The sequence below is a fragment of the Streptococcus sp. 27098_8_22 genome (genome assembly GCF_041432415.1).
Classification (GTDB): domain Bacteria; phylum Bacillota; class Bacilli; order Lactobacillales; family Streptococcaceae; genus Streptococcus; species Streptococcus pseudopneumoniae_M.
Genome location: NZ_JAPVZP010000004.1, coordinates 1 through 18,563 on the forward strand (window position 1 = coordinate 1; position 18,563 = coordinate 18,563).

General features: G+C 39.3%; 16 protein-coding genes. 1 reads left to right on the forward strand and 15 read right to left on the reverse strand.

The features are described from left to right. Positions 1–120: 120 nt before the first annotated feature. Positions 121–2,346 (reverse strand): penicillin-binding protein PBP2A, encoded by a 2,226-nt coding sequence (pbp2a, locus tag O3633_RS05930; RefSeq protein ID WP_371620727.1) that lies wholly within the window; start codon positions 2,344–2,346, stop codon positions 121–123. Between the two features lie 88 nt (positions 2,347–2,434). Here pbp2a and O3633_RS05935 point away from each other — a divergent pair, with 88 nt between their 5' ends. Then, positions 2,435–3,310, forward strand: a complete 876-nt coding sequence (locus O3633_RS05935; protein WP_371620728.1) for an RluA family pseudouridine synthase — start codon at positions 2,435–2,437, stop codon at positions 3,308–3,310. Positions 3,311–3,378: 68 nt separating this feature from the next. On the opposite strand, the gene gap is transcribed toward O3633_RS05935, so the two are convergent. The 14 genes from gap to O3633_RS06005 all read right to left on the reverse strand — a co-directional run bounded on the left by gap (position 3,379) and on the right by O3633_RS06005 (position 18,558). Next, entirely contained in the window at positions 3,379–4,389 is a 1,011-nt protein-coding gene (gene gap, locus O3633_RS05940) for a type I glyceraldehyde-3-phosphate dehydrogenase (RefSeq protein WP_000260673.1), read from the reverse strand. A gap of 164 nt (positions 4,390–4,553) precedes the next feature. After that, entirely contained in the window at positions 4,554–5,855 is a 1,302-nt protein-coding gene (locus O3633_RS05945; protein ID WP_371620729.1) for an ABC transporter permease, read from the reverse strand. Next, positions 5,824–6,507, reverse strand: coding sequence for an ABC transporter ATP-binding protein (locus tag O3633_RS05950; RefSeq protein ID WP_371620730.1), 684 nt, complete (start codon positions 6,505–6,507; stop codon positions 5,824–5,826). The genes O3633_RS05945 and O3633_RS05950 overlap by 32 nt, the downstream gene beginning before the upstream one ends. A 161-nt stretch (positions 6,508–6,668) precedes the next feature. Then, positions 6,669–7,589 carry a helix-turn-helix domain-containing protein gene (locus tag O3633_RS05955; RefSeq protein ID WP_371620731.1) on the reverse strand — a complete coding sequence of 307 codons (921 nt, stop codon included), beginning with the start codon at positions 7,587–7,589 and terminating at the stop codon, positions 6,669–6,671. 124 nt (positions 7,590–7,713) lie between these two features. Further along, the gene (gene adhE / locus O3633_RS05960; RefSeq protein WP_371620732.1) at positions 7,714–10,365 is read right to left on the reverse strand and encodes a bifunctional acetaldehyde-CoA/alcohol dehydrogenase; all 2,652 of its coding nucleotides are present in this window, start codon (positions 10,363–10,365) and stop codon (positions 7,714–7,716) included. Between the two features lie 289 nt (positions 10,366–10,654). Then, the gene (locus O3633_RS05965) at positions 10,655–11,068 is read right to left on the reverse strand and encodes an MORN repeat-containing protein (protein ID WP_049530281.1); all 414 of its coding nucleotides are present in this window, start codon (positions 11,066–11,068) and stop codon (positions 10,655–10,657) included. Continuing rightward, on the reverse strand, positions 11,061–11,498 hold the full coding sequence (locus O3633_RS05970) for a low molecular weight protein-tyrosine-phosphatase (protein ID WP_049530283.1): 438 nt from the start codon (positions 11,496–11,498) through the stop codon (positions 11,061–11,063). Before O3633_RS05970 ends, O3633_RS05965 begins: the two co-directional genes overlap by 8 nt. Positions 11,499–11,546: 48 nt before the next feature. Beyond that, a complete protein-coding gene (gene yajC / locus O3633_RS05975; RefSeq protein ID WP_049530284.1) occupies positions 11,547–11,867 on the reverse strand; it encodes a preprotein translocase subunit YajC in 321 nt (106 codons plus the stop codon). Positions 11,868–11,983: 116 nt separating this feature from the next. Further along, the gene (gene tkt, locus O3633_RS05980; protein WP_049530286.1) at positions 11,984–13,960 is read right to left on the reverse strand and encodes a transketolase; all 1,977 of its coding nucleotides are present in this window, start codon (positions 13,958–13,960) and stop codon (positions 11,984–11,986) included. Positions 13,961–14,078: 118 nt separating this feature from the next. Then, entirely contained in the window at positions 14,079–14,702 is a 624-nt protein-coding gene (locus O3633_RS05985; protein WP_049530287.1) for a hypothetical protein, read from the reverse strand. Between the two features lie 53 nt (positions 14,703–14,755). Beyond that, positions 14,756–15,712, reverse strand: coding sequence for an RNA-binding cell elongation regulator Jag/EloR (gene jag, locus O3633_RS05990; protein WP_049504883.1), 957 nt, complete (start codon positions 15,710–15,712; stop codon positions 14,756–14,758). Positions 15,713–15,726: 14 nt separating this feature from the next. After that, entirely contained in the window at positions 15,727–16,554 is an 828-nt protein-coding gene (locus O3633_RS05995; protein WP_162837480.1) for a membrane protein insertase YidC, read from the reverse strand. After that, entirely contained in the window at positions 16,529–16,900 is a 372-nt protein-coding gene (gene rnpA, locus O3633_RS06000) for a ribonuclease P protein component (RefSeq protein ID WP_000745628.1), read from the reverse strand. Before rnpA ends, O3633_RS05995 begins: the two co-directional genes overlap by 26 nt. Before the next feature lie 320 nt (positions 16,901–17,220). Next, complete coding sequence (locus O3633_RS06005; RefSeq protein WP_049530288.1) at positions 17,221–18,558, reverse strand: PFL family protein; 1,338 nt, start codon at positions 18,556–18,558, stop codon at positions 17,221–17,223. Positions 18,559–18,563 lie beyond the last annotated feature (5 nt).

The following is an 18,563-nucleotide window of genomic DNA, read 5'->3' on the forward strand; positions in this document are numbered from 1 at the left end:
GGGGTTTGGTTTCTGTCTTGTGCTGTTTTTACTCTCTAATGTTATGGCAGTTGTGAATACTGACAAGTGAGGGTAAAAAAGACAAAGATTTGAATCCTTGCCTTTTACCTTTTAAACAATTTAGCGAAACAGATCTACAATGGTATCCCAAACTGTCTGAGCTTTTTCTTTAATCTTAGCATCTGAAATAGCTTTTCCTGCTTCATCGACCAGATTTTGTGCTCGTCCACGAATATCTGCTAATATATCATCCGACTGCGTACTAGTATCACTTGTAGTTTGTTTAGGTGTATTTTCTGGTGCAATACCATTCATTTTATAAGCATTTTCAACTGTAAAGGTGCTACCTGGCGTATATGGTAGGATTGTTTCCGCCATACTTCTAAAAATGTGAGCAGCACCATTCGAAGTCGAACCTGCTAAATAGTGATTTTCATCAGTAGTCGGGAAACCAAGCCAGTGGCTAATCACTAAATCAGGGGTATACCCAATCACCCATTGATCACTGGTATATTCTGGGTTAAAGGCTGCCTCTGTTGTTCCTGTTTTTCCTGCCATTACATAATCATCTGGAGACGAACTGACTCCTGTACCATTTGTAAAAGTACCTAACATCATACTGGTCATTTTATCAGCTACCGATTTGTCAACCACTCGTTTTTGAGTATTTTTATGAGTAGCAATCACTTGACCACTAGCATTTTCAATACGGGTGATAAAGTGAGCATCCGGCATGAGTCCTTCATTTGCAAACACTGCGTAGGCTTGGGCCATCTGAAGAGGGTTCGTTTCTACGCCACCACCTAAAGCTACTCCAAGCACATGATCTACATCGCTCATGTTGAGACCAAACTTTTCACCCGCTTCAAAGGCTTTATCAATTCCAAGTTCTTTAACAGTAGCTACTGCAGGTAAATTTAGAGATTTTGCCAAAGCTTGATACATGGGTACTTCTCGTGATGTCTTGATTCCTGCGTAGTTGTCTACTTTATAATCACCATATTGCATGGTATGATTATCCAACTCCTTATTAAGAGACCAACCCGCTTCAACCGCTGGTGTGTACACTATCAAGGGTTTAATAGTCGACCCTGGACTTCTTTTTGATTGGGTTGCATAGTTAAAATTCCTGAAACCTGTCTTATCATCCCCTGCCACTCGACCAACAACTCCTCGAACTCCACCCGTTTTTGGCTCCAAAGCGACACTACCAGACTCTGCATGTGTCCCATCTTCAGCTGTCGGAAAGAGCGAAGTGTTTTGATAGATAACCTGCATATTTGCTTGGTAATTTTGATCTAGCTCCGTATAAATTCGATAACCGTTATTAACGATTTCTTCCTCTGTTAGATTATACTTTTCAATAGCTTCATTAACAACTGCATCAAAATAAGAAGGATAACGGTAGTCTGATATTTTCCCTTCATAACTATCTTTCAATTGAGAAGCCATATCAACACTTGCTGCTTCTGCTTCCTTATTTTTATCAAGGTAGCCGGCAGCCACCATATTTTGTAAGACAGTATCTCTTCGATTAGTTGAATGCTCAATGGAATTCAGAGGATTGTACAATTCTGGGCCTTTAAGCATACCTGCTAAAGTGGCGGCTTCATCAAGAGTTAATTCCGATGCCGAAACTCCAAAGTACTTTTTACTAGCATCCTCAACACCCCAAACTCCATTACCGAAGTAGGCATTGTTCAAATACATGGTTAGAATTTCTTTTTTACTGTATTTTTTGGTTAATTCTAAAGCAAGAAAGAATTCTTTAGCCTTTCTCTGAACAGTTTGGTCTTGTGAAAGATAAGCATTTTTCGCTAACTGTTGGGTAATTGTAGAACCACCACCCGAGCGACCAGCTGTTAGGATAGCTAGGAAAAAGCGACTATAGTTAATTCCGCTATTTTTATAGAAGCTTCTATCTTCTGTCGCAATAACAGCATTCTGCAAATCTTCACTAATTTCCGAAAGTTCAACATAGGTCCCTTTTTGGCCTGACAAGGCACCAGCCTCATTCTCTTCTCTGTCAAAAATCACCGTTCGTGTTTTCAAAGCATTCTGCAAGTCTGTAACATTTGTCGATTTAGCCAAGGCAAATAGATAGACCCCAACAAACAAGCTTGCACTTAGTCCAAGAATTAGAAAGATTTTGGTCAAATGATAGCGACGCCAAAATTTTCGAATAGGTCCGACTTGCCCAACTTTCTTTCGCCCACCTCTTGACCGTCTTAAATTAGTCGAGGTATTTTCTTCATTATTAGCTTCGTCGATTTCTATTTCTTCCATTTCAGCTTCTTCTTTTTTAAATAAAGAAAGAAACTTTTCAAATAATGTATCTAATTTCATGCGTTTATTTTATCATCTTCCCCATAGGAAGACAAGAATTTAGCTAGTTTCTCTATCCAAATAATCTATTTTTTGTTACAATATCTGTATGAAATTTACCTTTGTTATCCCTGACTCTCTTCCTGAAATGACTGTCAAAGTCTTCTTGGAAGATCAACTACTCATTCCAAGAAAAATACGGCATTTCTTGAGAATTAAAAAGCACATTCTCATCAATCAAGAAGAAGTCCATTGGCATCAAACTGTCAAAGCCGGAGATGAATGTCAACTGATTTTCGATGAGGAAGATTATCCTACAAAAGAAATTGTTTGGGGGAATCCTAATCTTGTCCAAGAAGTTTATCAGGACCAACATTTAATCATCGTCAACAAACCCGAGGGTATGAAAACACATGGAAATCAGCCTGATGAGATTGCTCTTCTCAATCATGTCAGCGCCTATGTAGGTCAAACTTGCTATGTCGTTCATAGACTAGACAAAGAAACAAGTGGACTCGTACTATTTGCTAAAAATCCATTTATACTGCCCATCCTAAATCGATTATTGGAGAAAAAAGAAATCTCCCGCGAATACTGGGCTCTGGTTGAGGGGAACATAGGAACTAAAGAGCTTGTCTTTCGAGACAAAATCGGTCGTGATCGTCACGATCGTAGAAAACGGGTGGTGGATTTCAAAAATGGTCAATATGCTGAAACTCATGTAACTCGATTGAAGCAATTTCAACACAAAACCAGTCTTCTTCGTTGTCGATTAAAAACAGGACGTACTCATCAGATTCGAGTTCATCTATCTCACCACGGTCATCCAATTCTTGGAGACCCTCTCTACAATCCACATTCCAAAACTAGCAGACTGATGCTTCACGCATTTAATCTATCCTTTATCCACCCTCTAACTTTAAAAAAATTAAGCTTTACTGCGCTATCAGATACATTTGAAAGAGAATTAAAACAAAATGGATGATTTCATCATCCATTTTTATTATAAGCAAAAAGCAAGGCCAGTCGGCCTTGCTTTGATTGACTCAGGAATTATTTAGCGATTTTAGCGAAGTATTCAAGAGTACGAACAAGTTGTGAAGTGTAAGACATTTCGTTGTCATACCATGAAACAACTTTAACCAATTGTTTACCGTCAACATCAAGAACTTTAGTTTGAGTTGCATCAAACAATGAACCGAATGACATACCTACGATATCAGAAGATACGATTGGATCTTCAGTGTATCCGTATGATTCGTTAGAAGCTGCTTTCATAGCTGCGTTTACTTCATCAACAGTAACGTTCTTGTCAAGAACTGCTACCAATTCAGTTACTGAACCAGTTGGTACAGGAACACGTTGAGCAGCTCCGTCCAATTTACCATTCAATTCAGGGATAACCAAACCGATTGCTTTAGCAGCACCAGTTGAGTTAGGAACAATGTTAGCTGCAGCAGCACGAGCACGGCGAAGGTCACCTTTACGGTGTGGTCCGTCAAGAACCATTTGGTCACCAGTGTAACCGTGGATAGTAGTCATCAAACCTTCAACGATACCGAAGTTGTCATGAAGAGCTTTAGCCATTGGAGCCAAACAGTTTGTAGTACATGAAGCACCTGAGATAACTGTTTCAGTACCATCAAGAATATCGTGGTTAGTGTTAAATACGACTGTTTTAACATCTGATCCACCAGGAGCAGTGATAACAACTTTCTTAGCACCACCAGCATGCAAGTGTTTTTCAGCAGCTGCTTTAGTAGCAAAGAAACCAGTTGCTTCAAGAACGATTTCTACACCGTCGTTAGCCCAGTCGATTTGTTCTGGATCGCGTTCAGCAGAAACTTTAACGAATTTACCGTTAACTTCGAATCCACCTTCTTTAACTTCCACAGTACCATCGAAACGACCTTGAGTTGTATCGTATTTCAACAAGTGTGCAAGCATAACTGGGTCTGTAAGGTCGTTGATGCGAGTAACTTCAACACCTTCTACGTTTTGGATACGACGGAAAGCAAGACGACCGATACGTCCGAAACCGTTAATACCAACTTTAACTACCATTAGTGATTTCCTCCTTATGAAAATCATGAAAATTTTATTGTGAAAAGAGTAACTTGAATCACTACAAATCACCTTTCAACGTTCTTATTATATAACTATTTAAGCTAAATTGCAAGTGCTGGCCTTGATTTTCAAACTACTTTCTTTTTAATACCGTGCTCCCCCTATTCATAGCGTAAAGATTCCACTGGATCCATTTTGCTAATCTTACGTGCTGGGAAGAAGGCTGAACCATAGCCAAGAAACAAAGCAAAAACAAGAGTTCCTGAAACGGAGAGAAGATTTAATTCAAAAACTTTAGAGATAGACGGATAGAAATGGTGGACAATAATATTCGCTAGACTTCCCAGCCCTTGTGCAATGATAAAGGCTATTAGTAAGGCGATCCCTACAATCCAAAGAGCTTCGTAGATAAAGATTCCTTTCACATCTCTATTTTGATAGCCAACGGCCTTCATGACACCGATTTCCTTAGAACGTTGCATGATATTGATATAAATGATGATGCCTATCATAACTGCTGCCACCACAATCGCTTGTGAAGAAAGCACAATCAGTAATCCCTGGATGACACGAATAAAGGTAATCACAATATCAAGAACAGCCTGTTGAGAAAGAACTGTATACTTCTTATTTTTCTGCAATTCTTCTGTTACTGTTTTCGTACGAGATGGGTCTTTAAGTTCTAAAATAAAATAAGATACGGCCTTTGTGAATTCAGCTTCTTTTAAAATCGTTTCCATCTGCTTGGAAGCCATAAAACTATTACTATCTTCTGCATCATCTTCGTCATTGATGACACGCACAATATGAGTTTGAAAACCTGCCAACTTGCTACCTTCAGCAGCATTTTCTACAATGGTTGCCGATACTGGTTTGTCAATAACATCACTAGCTGTCAGATTGTTCCCTGTTTGTTCATTCCAATTTTTGAGCAAACTCATCGGAATCGTTAATCCCTGTTCGTTAACATCCGTATAAAGAGAGCCTGCTAGCACTTTTTCTTTTTCATTGCTAGTAACAGAAATACTTGTATCTTCATACAAACTCACGACCTGAGCATAAGAAGGCAGGGCTTGGCTAAAATCCACTTCGTGTCCGTCTATGCTCATCTTTGACATGGTCATACCAAAAGGACTCTCTAGATATTTAATATTTTCTTTCCCAATTGTATCTGTGATATAGTTCTTATCTTCTTGGTTTAGAAAACCTCTTCCAGCAACGCTTGAATTCAGTGCAATCTGAACTTGGGAAGGGAGCTTACCTCCGTTGGTATTTTCATCAATCATCGAAATCAAGGCATTCCCTAGACCAAAAGAAATCAACACGCCTACAAAACCGATCGAGGTTGCTACTGCAATCAACAAGTTTCGCCACTTTCTTTCCATAAAGTTACTCAAAGAAAGTTTGAATTTATTTTTAAAAGATAATCCTTTATTTTTTGACTTCTTCAACGACTTCACCATCCTTCATTTTGATAATTACATCTGCATATTCAGCTACTTCTGGGTTATGAGTAACAATCAGTACTGTTTTCCCAGATTTGGCCAAACTTTTAAATACTTCTAATACCATTTCTTGAGATTGAGAATCCAGCGATCCTGTTGGTTCATCAGCTACAATCATATCCGGTCGATTGACCAGAGCACGCGCAATGGCTACACGTTGCTTTTGACCTCCAGAAAGTTGCTTGACATTTTTAGCCATAAAAGGTTCCATTCCTAAACTGACTAGTTGCTCTTGAGCTATCCTTGTCATTTCTTTATCGGATAAATCTTTGACATAGAGAGGCAACTTAACATTGTCCAAAACAGACTGGTGAGGAATGAGATTGAAGTTTTGAAATACAAATCCAATATTATCTTTACGGAATTGAGTTAATTCAATCTCTGATAAATCCCTGAGAGGTTCTCCTTTAAAAGCTAAAATTCCCTCATACTCTCTATCTAGGCCACTGATGATATTCAGTAGACTAGTTTTTCCACAGCCTGACGGACCATAAATCGCAGTAATTTTCCCTTCTTCAATCTGCAGGTTTATATTCTTTAAAGCCTGTTCTTGATTATTACCATCCAAGGCGTAAAATTTTGAAATATTTTTAATGGATAAAATCGACATGGCATCTCCTTTAATCACTTGTGATATCGTATAACGATACAAACTATATTTATCAATCAGATTCAAAAGGAATCAAAAAATTCCTTTCTCTTTTTTACGAATTCATTGTAACAAAAAAATGACATTTCCCCAATGACAGAAATGTCACTCCTATAAACCATTTAACGATATCTTTCTAGGTCCTCGGTCCATTCATTATCTAAACTAATTAGTAACTGTTCATTACCAAATATCCTTGCCATCATTTTTGCTTCTTCATACTTTTGTTTGGCTGTATCATAATCCGTCTGAATATAATATTTCCACTCCACCATCAAGACAATCGGTTGTTTTTGAAAATCTCGTGTTTTTTGCCCTATTTTATTTAACGTTTCAACTGCCCTCTTAAAATAATGAAACAGTCCCATAATTTCTATACAAGCTAAAGAAGCTAACAAGGAATCTCTAAGCAAGTCCAAACAATCGAACTCTATCTTATCAACCTGAGAACTTAGTTTGTCATGAAAACAAAGAATGGTTTCATGCTCAGATTCTTTTATCTCACCCACATTTAAACCATCCATTAACTGACAGTTGAAATACAGTCTCAATTTCAAAAGGTCCTCAACTTTATATACATCTCTGGATAGTAAGTCTTGAAGACCGCCCTCAATCACACTGCTTCCGTATAAGGAATTACTAGTCGCTCTCACTTCATCTATAGCTTGAAGACAATCCACTAGTACTTTCTCATCACGTGGCAAATCATCATAAAAACATTCAAAAATCTCATCAAAATATTCTTCCTTCTGTTCCTGTAACTCTTTGTCTCCATAGTCAGGATGATGAAGAAGAAAGTATTTTAATTCTTGGTAACGCTTGGGTAATTCCTTATAGTCTGGCATCAAGACATAAGATGGAATGCCTAGCCTATCCGCAATGTATTCTAGTGTTTTTATCGTAGGACGAAATTCTCCTTTTTCGATGCGGACCAACTGACGAACTGACAGTTCTGACTCATCTCCACAAAAAACTGGACGACTAAGTCCTTTCTCTTCTCTAAGTAGCCGTACCTTATCTCCTAATTCATTCACTGCTCGCACTTACCCTCGCATCATTATAAAAACTTTGAAATTCAAATCAACTTACATGCTCATTCTAACATTTTTCAATTAATTTTACAAAAAATAGAGACAGGATTTCTCCTGTCTCTAGGCTGATAAACGATTATTTACGACGTCCTGGACGTTCTGCATAACCATAGTAAGCATCTGCCATGATTTCTTCCATGTCAGCTACCATTGGTAAGCGTGGGTTTGCAGGTGAACATTGGTCTTCATATGCAAGCAAAGCAATTTCATGCAAGCTATCTTTCCAAGCTTTTTCATCAATTCCTTGATCCTTGAAGTTCATCTTGATACCTACTGCAACACCAAGATCGTAAACCGCTTTGGCATAAGCTTCAACTGCTTCTTCTGGAGTTGAGTGAGGCAAGCCAAGCATTCTAGCAATATCTTGGAATTTTTCGTCAGCTTTCCAGTAGTTGTATTTAGGCCATGTAGTAGTTTTTGATGGGCGAGTACCGTTGTAACGGATAACGTATGGAAGCAAAATTGCGTTTGTACGTCCGTGAACAGTATGGTGAACACCACCAATCTTGTGGGCCATTGAGTGGCTCATACCAAGGAAGGCGTTGGCGAAGGCCATACCAGCCATTGTAGATGCATTATGCATTTTTTCACGTGCTTCTGGGTCAGCTGTCTTAACAGATTTTTCCAACCATTCAAAGACAAGTTTGATTGTTTGAAGGGCGATACCGTCTGTGTAGTCGTTAGCAAAGTTTGAAGTGTAGGCTTCAGTAGCGTGAGTCAAGACGTCCATACCTGTATCAGCAGCGATGAAGTCTGGAACTGACTCAACCAAAGCAGGGTCAACAATGGCAATAGTTGGTGTCAATGAGTAGTCAGCTAATGGGTATTTGCGGTTGTTTTTCTTATCAGAGATAACGGCAAATGGTGTTACTTCTGAACCTGTACCTGAAGTTGTTGGAATACCGATGTACTTCGCTTTCTTACCAAGTGATGGGAAGCGGAAGGCACGTTTACGGATGTCCATGAATTTTTGAACCAAGTCACGGAAGTCGATTTCTGGTTGTTCGTAGAAGAGCCACATTACTTTAGCAGCATCCATTGGAGAACCACCACCAAGAGCGATAATTGTATCTGGTTCAAATGCTTTCATCACTTCAGCACCACGTTCTACAGTTGTGATGTCTGGATCTGGTTCAACATCTGAGAAGACTTGGATAGTTACACGGTTGCTACGTTTGTTCAATTGATCAATAACACGTTGAACAAAGCCTAGTTTTTCGATAGATTTGTCTGTAACAATCATAACGCGTTCAATATCTTCACATGTTTGAAGGTATTGGATAGAATTGCGTTCGAAGTAAATTTTTGAAGGAACTTTAAACCATTGCATATTATTTCTACGTTTCCCTACTTTCTTGATGTTTAGAAGGTTGATCGCACTCACGTTATCACCAACTGAGTTGTGTCCATATGAGCCACATCCAAGTGTCAATGATGGAATGAAGGCATTGTATACGTCACCGATACCACCGAAAGTAGATGGAGAGTTCCAGATAATACGCATTGCTTTGATTTCTGTACCAAAGCGTTTAGCAAGAGCTTCGTCTTTTGTATGGATAGCTGCTGAGTGACCAAGTCCGTTAAACTCAACCATTTGACGAGCTTTTTTAAGACCGTCTTCTGTATCTTCAGCTTTTAGGACAGCGATGACTGGTGACAATTTTTCACGAGTCAATGGTTCTTTCGGTCCTACTTCTGCACATTCTGCAGCCAAGATGTTTGTTCCTTCTGGAACGCTAAATCCTGCTTGTTCAGCAATCCATGCTGCTGGTTTACCAACGATGTTTGCGTTTAGTTTAGCACCTGCACAGTTTTTGCTGTTTGCTTTCACGCCGAAACAGAATTCTTCAAGAAGCGCTTTTTCTTTCTTGTTTACAAAGTAAGTATGGTATGATTTGAATTCTTCTACAAATTCGTCATACACTTCTTTATCAATGATAACCGCTTGTTCTGATGCACAGACCATCCCATTATCAAATGATTTAGACATAACGATGTCATGAGCAGCTTGACGAAGGTCAGCTGATTTTTCAACATAGGCAGGAACGTTTCCGGCACCTACCCCAAGAGCTGGTTTACCACATGAGTATGCAGCTTTAACCATGGCATTCCCACCAGTTGCGAGGATAGTCGCAACACCTTCGTGGTTCATAAGCGCTCCAGTTGCTTCCATAGATGGCTCTGTAATCCATTGAACACAGTTTTCAGGTGCGCCAGCTGCGATGGCTGCATCACGAACGATTTGTGCAGCATGAGCAGAAGATTCTTGAGCTGATGGGTGGAAGGCGAAAACGATTGGGTTGCGTGTCTTCAAAGCAATCAAGGATTTGAAAATTGCTGTTGAAGTTGGGTTTGTTGTTGGAGTGATACCACAAATAACTCCAACTGGCTCCGCAATCTTCGTCAAACCTGTAATTGGATCATCTTCGATAACTCCAGCTGTTTTAACTCCACGCATATTGTTCACTACGTGTTCGCAGGCAAATAGATTTTTTGTCGCCTTATCTTCAAATACTCCACGACCAGTTTCTTCAACTGCATGTTGTGCAAGGATACCGTGCGCGTCAAGTGCGGCAACAGACGCTTTTGCCACGATATAGTCAACTTGCTCTTGATTCAATTTGCGCATTTCTTCAAGCGCAACCAAAGCTTTTTGTACTAATCCATCTACATGCTTTTCTGCAGCAAGTTTCTTTTCTTCAGGTGTCACATTTTTTTTATCAGCCATATTTTCCTCCATAGCCTTTAAGGATATTATCCTTTGTTAAATTTTTCACAAGTTTATTATAACTCTTTTTTTATACTTTGTAAACAGTTTCATAGATATTTCACAAAGAATTTTCAATTTATTGTGAAATTTTTTATCAAACTATTGTTTTTATGCACTCTTTTATCAATCTTTGTGAAAATAATATTGAAATTATTTTATTTCACAAACTTTTTTTATGATATTTTTAACGCAAAACCCAAGGAAGCGCTTTCTTATCATTTTGATAAAAGACCTCCTTGTTAGGAGGTTATTGTGCTTGTTGGAAGAGCCCTTGTTTAAAGTCGCCTTCATAGACAACTTCTTGCTCAGTAGTTAGTTTTCCTTTTCCTTCAGCTTGGCCGTTAACAAAATCACCTTCATAAACCCAGCCATCCTTTGCTTGGTAGGTACCTTTGCCATTGAATGTCCCATTTTTAAATTGTCCAGTGTAGGTGTCGCCATTTGAGAAGGTCATTGTTCCTTGACCGTTCATCTTTCCACGAACGATGCTCCCATCGTAGACAATTGAGTCACCATCCAGTTTTAAAACCCCTTGCTTTGGCATATTCCCTACAAATACAAAAATTGCACAAAGGACTATGACTACTACCGTCGCAATTTCTAAACGAGGGCGTGTTATATAAACACTGTATTTATCATAGAATTTCTTTAAATTATCCATTTTTTGCCTCATTTTCTAAACGTGTTAGCCATGCTTGGCAACCAGCTAAAACTCGATCATAAGTTTCGTCAAAGTCACCTGTATACCATGGATCTGGAACACTTTCAGAAGCGAACGCCTCTATCTTATGCTGTTGTTCTTGAGGACACATACGAGTCAAGTCAAGAAGATTGGACTCATCCATTCCGATAATATAGTCAAAATATTCAAAATCATCCTTAGAGATTTGTTGCGACGTTTTTGATGAATCATAAGGAATACCGTGAGTTTTAAAGATTTTCTGAGTCCCTTTGTGAATTGGATTGCCGTGTTCCCAAGATGAAGTTGCTCGACTTTCAATCTCACAATTATCGGTTAAAGATTTCATAACAAATTCTGCCATAGGACTTCGGCAAATATTACCAAGGCAAACAAAAACAACCTTTTTCATCATTACTCCTCATTATCATAGAAAAACGGGAATGAAATCCACCCCGTTTTATTCTTCAATCGCGCTTTCACCATCAACAACCGCACCTTCAGGTGTGACAGCTTCTTTAACTGGCAAAACTGTTCTAATTGCACCTAATTCGAAAGTCAAGTATACTCCGTCTACATCAAGTACAATCGTTTTGTTTTCAGTATCAACTTCGTCGACTGTACCGTAGAGACCACCGATAGTGATTACTTCGTAGCCTTTTTGAAGTTTGTTGAGGCTCTCCATACGTTTTTCAGCTTGTTTCTTTTGAGAACGTTGCATGAAGAACATCAAGCCAAACATCAAAACAAGCATAATCAAGAATGTTAAATTCCCACCCATTATTTTTTCTCCTTTGTAATTCAGATAAAACTACTATATCAAATTTCACTTGTTTTTACAAGATTGCACCTTGATTTTAGGTCAATAAAAAACCAAAGCAAACGCCCTGATTTTTCTTATTTCAAATTGTTTACAAGTTCTACTAAGTTTTCAACTGTAAAGCCATATTCTGCCAATACTTTTGGTGCTGGGGCAGATGCTCCAAAGGTATCAATACCGAGAACTGCTCCATCAAGCCCAACATATTTATACCAGTTTTGGCTAGCACCCATCTCAATTGCTACGCGACGACGAACTGCATTTGGTAGGATTTCTTCTTTATAAGCTGCATCTTGAACATCAAAAACATCCGTTGAAGGCATACTTACCACGCGCACCTTACCACCTTGACTTGCCAATTCTTTAGCAGCTGAAACAGCTAGGTTCACTTCTGAACCTGTTGCAATCAAAATCGTGTCAAAGTCTGCTGCATTTTCATAGACAACATAAGCACCTTTCGCAACCTTATTAAAGTCAGTTCCTTCCTCAACAGTCAAGTTTTGACGAGTCAAGACAAGAGCAGTTGGTGTTTTCTCACTCTTCACTGCAAGGTACCAAGCTGCTTGAGTTTCACGCGCATCTGCTGGACGGAAAACGTTGAGATTTGGAATCGCACGAAGTCCTGCCAAGTGCTCAATTGGTTCATGAGTTGGTCCATCTTCACCAACTGCGATTGAATCGTGAGTAAAGACATAGGTCACAGGAAGACCTTGTAGAGCTGACAAACGAACTGCTGCTTTAAGGTAGTCTGAGAATACGAAGAAAGTTCCACCGTAAACTCGAAGTCCACCGTGAAGAGTCATCCCGTTCAAAACAGTTCCCATTGCAAATTCACGAACACCAAATTGGATATTACGGTTCAAACGATTTGCATCGTCCTGAAGTCCGTCAGTTTTGATGTAAGTCATATTTGAATGAGCAAGGTCAGCTGATCCACCAAGGAAGGTTGGCAATTTAGCAGCCACTACATTTAAAGCATCTTGGCTTGAGTTACGAGTTGCTTGAGAGAAGCCATTTTCTAAAGCTGGGAAGTCTTCTGGAGTCAATTCAACTGGATCGCGTCCGTCGATGATTGCTTCCACTTCTGCAGCAAGCTCTGGGTAAGCTCCTTTATAATCTGCAACTAGTTTTGTCCATGCTTCATATGCTGATGCACCTCGGTCCGCAACATTTTCTTTGAAATCAGCATAAACTTCTGCTGGGATTTCAAATGGTTCGTAGTCCCAACCAAGGGCTTGACGAGTTGCAGCAGTTTCGTCTGCACCAAGAGGAGCACCGTGTACGGCATTAGTTCCTTGTTTGTTTGGCGAACCATAACCAATAACAGTTTTCACTTCAATCAAAGATGGTTTTCCTGAAGCCTTAGCTTCTTCAATAGCTGCTTGAATAGCTTCTAAGTCTGTCCCATCTTCTACCAAGGCTGTATGCCAACCGTAGGCATTATAACGATCGCGAACACTCTCTGTGAATGAATCTTTTGTCTCACCGTCCAAGTTGATATCATTTGAATCATAGAGAACAACCAATTTGTCAAGTTTCTGCAAACCTGCATAAGAAGCAGCTTCACTTGATACACCTTCCATCAAGTCACCATCTCCACAGATAACATATGTGTAGTGATCAAAGATGTTATAACCTTCGCGGTTATACTTGGCTGCAAGGAAACGTTCTGCTTGTGCAAAACCTGTCGCAGTCGCAATCCCTTGTCCTAGAGGACCTGTTGTTGCATCAACCCCTGCTGTATGACCAAATTCTGGGTGACCTGGAGTTTTAGAACCCCATTGACGGAAGCTCTTTACTTCATCCATGCTCACATCTTCAAATCCAGAAAGGTGAAGAAGGGCATAGAGAAGCATTGACCCGTGACCCGCTGAAAGAATAAAACGGTCGCGGTTAATCCAGTTTGGTTGAGCTGGATTGATACGAAGTTCTTTAGTGAATAGGCTGTATGCCATCGGTGCAGCTCCCATAACCACCCCTGGGTGACCTGAGTTCGCTTTATTGATAGCGTCAATACCCAAGAAACGAATAGCATTAACAGATAGATTTGACATAGAATTTCCTTTCTATTTAAGGTGATAAGTTTATCACATATCCTATTCTACTATTATATGAAAAAACAGATAGAATAGCAATAAAACAATTTACTATAAAATGACTCAGCCGATTATACTAATCTCTAGTCACTTGATAGTAAGGTGATAGTTTTTCAAAACCTCTATCAAGTTTTTCTAGAACTTTATCTATAGTATCTTCATCAGCTACTGGAATATCAACTTTTACTAAAACCTTACGAATCTCCTGATTGGATAATTGTTGTCTTAAAAGTTGTCTATTCTCCTCAGTAGCTTGTACTCTATAGCTTTCATCGTTTTTCTGAACCCAATAATAGATTCCATCAACCACCGGGATATCCAATATTTTAGCTTGTTTTGACAAGGTAGTCTCATCTTTCTTTCTCTCTACAAAGCTGACTTCTATAGAGATTCCCCAATTATTCTGATTTCCATACAAACGAAGAGCCATCATTGGCTCTGTCACTTTCCCCTCACGCTGTAGATAAACCCAAAAATGTGGTCGCAAGCGCTGCGCTTGGTTCATCCACTGGCTAGTCTGTTGGAGTTGCCATTCTGGATGGCTTGCTTGAAAAGCTTTAGCCAGTTCTGTAAAAGCCTTTCTAGCTTCCTGTCCCTTACTCCTCAAATATAGCATTTTCTCAGCATCTTGTCCTGCCTTCTCTGGTTTTTGATACTGTAAGCCAGAGTATGCAAGGTAGTCTCTCATTGTATTCAACATAGGATTAACCTCCCTTAGCTAGCAAAAAATCAGGGAAGCCCTGATTTTCTATTTTATTCTGTATCAACAACAACGTAACGATTTGGCTCATCACCTTCTGAATAACTAGTGACACCTTCCATACGTGAGATGATACGATGGATAATTTTACGTTCGCTACTAGACATTGGATCAGTCACCTGGCTTCGCCCCTCTTCTAGGACACGTGTAGCTAACTTCTGTGCATAGCTTTGCAAGACTTCTGCACGGTGCTCTACATAGTCATTAACATTGATGGTAATATAGAAGGTTCTTGAATAGCGGTTATAAAGATAATTTTGCGCTAAGAGCTGAAGAGATTTCAAGACCTTACCATGGTAACCGATAATACGACCCGGTTCATTGGTATCAATTTGCATATTGATAGAACGGCGATTTGAGGTACTTGAAATTGCTCCCTCAACATCCATATCATCAATAATACCTTGAACATAATTGGTTACTTCTTCGACCACCTGGTCAATATCATAGGTCGGTTCAATCTTCAAACCTAGATTTTCTAAATCATCATTCTGCTCGACTTCTTCCTGCTCTTTAGATTCTTCTGGCAGTAAATCTTTTAGAATGGCAATATGACCAGTCTCCTCTAAAATTGTACTAGCTTCTTTCTCATTTTTAAGAATTTCGGCCTTAACTTCTTCAGAGATCCCTTGTCCTTCTTCCTCGATTTTCTTAATTGCTTCAACAACATGGCCTAAGTCTACTGTTGCTTCACTAACAGTCTTAACGGGTTCGTTCTTAGCATTAACTTCCTTTGGAACTCCCTTCACTGCTTGCTGATTTGCCTTCACAACAGTTGTCTCACTAATTGCTTCGATATCAACTTGCGCTGGTTTCTTCCCAAAAAGGCCAAAGAAACCTTTTTTCTCCCTTGAGACAACCTTGATATGCGCCTTCATTCTAGGAATCCCCAATTCCTTCAATCCCGTTTGGATCGCTTCCTCAACAGTTGAACCTGTAAATAATACCATTACAAGATTCCTCCTTACTTTTTCTTTTTCTGTGCTTTCTTGAGAGCTTTTCTCTTCTTGATTTCTAAATCCTTCTTAGCCTGTACTCCTGCCTCACGCTCTGCAATAATCTTAAATGGATTGTTGAGCAGATAGGTTTGGAGCACCTGATAAGCATTGGATACCGCCCAGTATAAGGCAACCCCACTTGGTGAATACATGGCAAAGAAGAAAATCATGACTGGCATTGCATACATCATTCCTGTCATAGCACCATTTTTCTCAACCATGGCCTTATTGGATAACCAGGTGCTAAGGAAAGTAAAGATAGCTGCCAGAATAGGCAAAACAAAAGTCGTATCAACACCACCAAGGTTAATCCATAAGAAATGACCCGTTTTTAGAAATTCTACCCTACTCAAAGCTTGGAACAAGGCCAACAAGACTGGCATTTGGATTAAGATTGGCCAAAGAGAAGCTGACTGCTTCACACCATGTTGCTTGAACAACTGACGCATTTCTTGATCCAGCTTGGTACGGCTCTCCATATCCCGTCCCGGATAACGTTCTCGCAACTCCTTAACAAGTGGTTGTACTTCTTGCATCTTTCTAGATGCCACCATTTGTATCTGAAAGACTGGTAAAAGAATGGTTCTGATTAAAAGGGTAAATAAAATAATCCCCAGACCAATACTTGTATCAAATGATAAAAAGCGAATAGTTTCAGCAAAAAAATAAACAAATTTACTCCAAAAATCTGTTGATTCAGCTGTAATCTCACTCGTCGTACCACTAGCCGTGCAGGCGCTCATCACAAATAAAGCAAGCACCATTAAGCTAGTCAACTGTAATTTCTTTTTCACTCCCATTTCCTTCCTGGTAAATCTTTGATAACTTTAATACGTGAAGTAGATTTTTTTCCATTTCCGCGTAGTCCAAGATTTCAACACCTTTTCGAGCAATCACAACAAAATCTACGTTTTCAACCAGCTGATTTTTATGTTCAATCAGAATATGTCGAATTCTTCTTTTGATCTGATTTCTCATGACAGCGTTTCCCAATTTTTTGCTGACAGACAGACCAACTCGAAAATGCTGTTCATTATTTTCTAATCGATAAATAACAAATTTACGATTAGCAAAACTCTCCCCTTTTTTAAATATTGCACTAAAATCTTTCTCTTTTTTTACACGAAAGCGTTTTTTCAAAATTCAACTCCATCTATTAAAACTACTACTATTATACCATAATTTTTCAAAAAGCCAATCATAGCAAGGTTTTAGCCCATTTTACAGAATGAAAAAACTAGTTTTATCCTTTAAATCATCTTATTTTTGAACAAATTTACAAATTTGAACATGCTACTTTCTCTTGAGATAAAACAAAAGTCACCCTTTGGAGTGACTTTTGTAGGAGATTATTATGAAAAAGTTAGGATTTTAATTAAATAAAGTTAGGAGGTCTTTATTTAATAATAGTAGTATACAGGTCTATCCTTAAATTCAACTTAAACAGATTCCACTTCTTTTTAATTTTTAAAACTATGGATTGGAGCCGGGATTTGTCCTCCACGTGCAATAAAATCAACAGATGATGCACCGTTGACCTTCATGACTGGAGCTGTTCCTAAAAGGCCACCAAATTCAATCATATCGCCTTCTTTTCCTTTTGGAATAATACGTACAGCAGTTGTTTTCATATTGATGACTCCGATAGCAGCTTCATCCGCAATCATTGCCGCAATCGTTTCTGCAGGTGTATCCTCAGGAATGGCAATCATATCCAAACCAACTGAACAGATAGCTGTCATAGCTTCTAATTTTTCCAAATTAAGGGAGCCGTTTTGCACTGCAGCAATCATCCCCTCGTCCTCAGAAACTGGGATAAAAGCACCTGACAAACCACCAACTTGGTTGCAAGCCATAACTCCGCCCTTTTTAACTTGATCGTTCAAGAGAGCCAATGCAGCAGTCGTTCCATGAGTCCCAACTGTCTCTAGCCCCATTTCTTCAAGAACACGAGCTACAGAATCACCCACTGCTGGAGTTGGAGCTAAACTCAAATCGACAATCCCAAAATCAACTCCGAGGCGCTCACTAGCCATTTGACCAACCAATTGACCAATACGGGTAATCTTGAAAGCTGTTTTTTTAACAGTTTCAGCAACAACATCAAAGCTCTGACCTCGAACTTTTTCCAAGGCACGTTTGACAACACCCGGTCCTGAAACACCTACATTGATGATGACATCTGCTTCACCTACACCATGAAAAGCGCCTGCCATAAAAGGATTGTCCTCTACCGCGTTGGCAAATACAACCAATTTAGCCGCCCCCATATCAGATAAAGAAGCTGTTTCCTTAATAATGCGCCCCATATCCGCTACTGCAGTCATATTGATGCCCGATTTGGTAGAACCGATATTTACTGATGAACAAACCTTATCCGTTTCTGCCAATGCACGAGGAATGGAGTTGATAAGGATTTCATCACCTTTTTGATAACCCTTTTGTACCAAGGCTGAAAAACCACCAATGAAGTCAACACCAATTTCTTTCGCAGCTTCATCCAGTGCTTTAGCTAAGACTACATAATCCGTCGCATCGGTAGCAGCACCAATCAAGGAAATTGGAGTAACTGATACCCGTTTATTTACGATGGGAATTCCCAGCTCAGCCGCAATTTCATCCCCAACAGCCACTAAATTAGCTGCTTTTGTAGTAATCTTTTCATATATTTTATCCGCAGCACGATTGATATCTGGATCGATACAGTCCAAAAGGGAAATCCCCATGGTAATGGTTCTAATGTCAAAGTTTTGCTCCTCAATCATAGCGATTGTTTCGGTAACTTGTCTAATATCCATAAATA

Coding starts and splice junctions, on each gene's coding strand:
- pbp2a (WP_371620727.1), bottom strand. CDS start 2,346: ATGAAATTAGATACATTATTTGAAAAGTTTCTTTCTTTATTTAAAAAA.
- O3633_RS05935 (WP_371620728.1), top strand. CDS start 2,435: ATGAAATTTACCTTTGTTATCCCTGACTCTCTTCCTGAAATGACTGTC.
- gap (WP_000260673.1), bottom strand. CDS start 4,389: ATGGTAGTTAAAGTTGGTATTAACGGTTTCGGACGTATCGGTCGTCTT.
- O3633_RS05945 (WP_371620729.1), bottom strand. CDS start 5,855: ATGGTGAAGTCGTTGAAGAAGTCAAAAAATAAAGGATTATCTTTTAAA.
- O3633_RS05950 (WP_371620730.1), bottom strand. CDS start 6,507: ATGTCGATTTTATCCATTAAAAATATTTCAAAATTTTACGCCTTGGAT.
- adhE (WP_371620732.1), bottom strand. CDS start 10,365: ATGGCTGATAAAAAAAATGTGACACCTGAAGAAAAGAAACTTGCTGCA.
- O3633_RS05965 (WP_049530281.1), bottom strand. CDS start 11,068: ATGGATAATTTAAAGAAATTCTATGATAAATACAGTGTTTATATAACA.
- O3633_RS05970 (WP_049530283.1), bottom strand. CDS start 11,498: ATGAAAAAGGTTGTTTTTGTTTGCCTTGGTAATATTTGCCGAAGTCCT.
- yajC (WP_049530284.1), bottom strand. CDS start 11,867: ATGGGTGGGAATTTAACATTCTTGATTATGCTTGTTTTGATGTTTGGC.
- tkt (WP_049530286.1), bottom strand. CDS start 13,960: ATGTCAAATCTATCTGTTAATGCTATTCGTTTCTTGGGTATTGACGCT.
- O3633_RS05985 (WP_049530287.1), bottom strand. CDS start 14,702: ATGTTGAATACAATGAGAGACTACCTTGCATACTCTGGCTTACAGTAT.
- jag (WP_049504883.1), bottom strand. CDS start 15,712: ATGGTATTATTTACAGGTTCAACTGTTGAGGAAGCGATCCAAACGGGA.
- O3633_RS06005 (WP_049530288.1), bottom strand. CDS start 18,558: ATGGATATTAGACAAGTTACCGAAACAATCGCTATGATTGAGGAGCAA.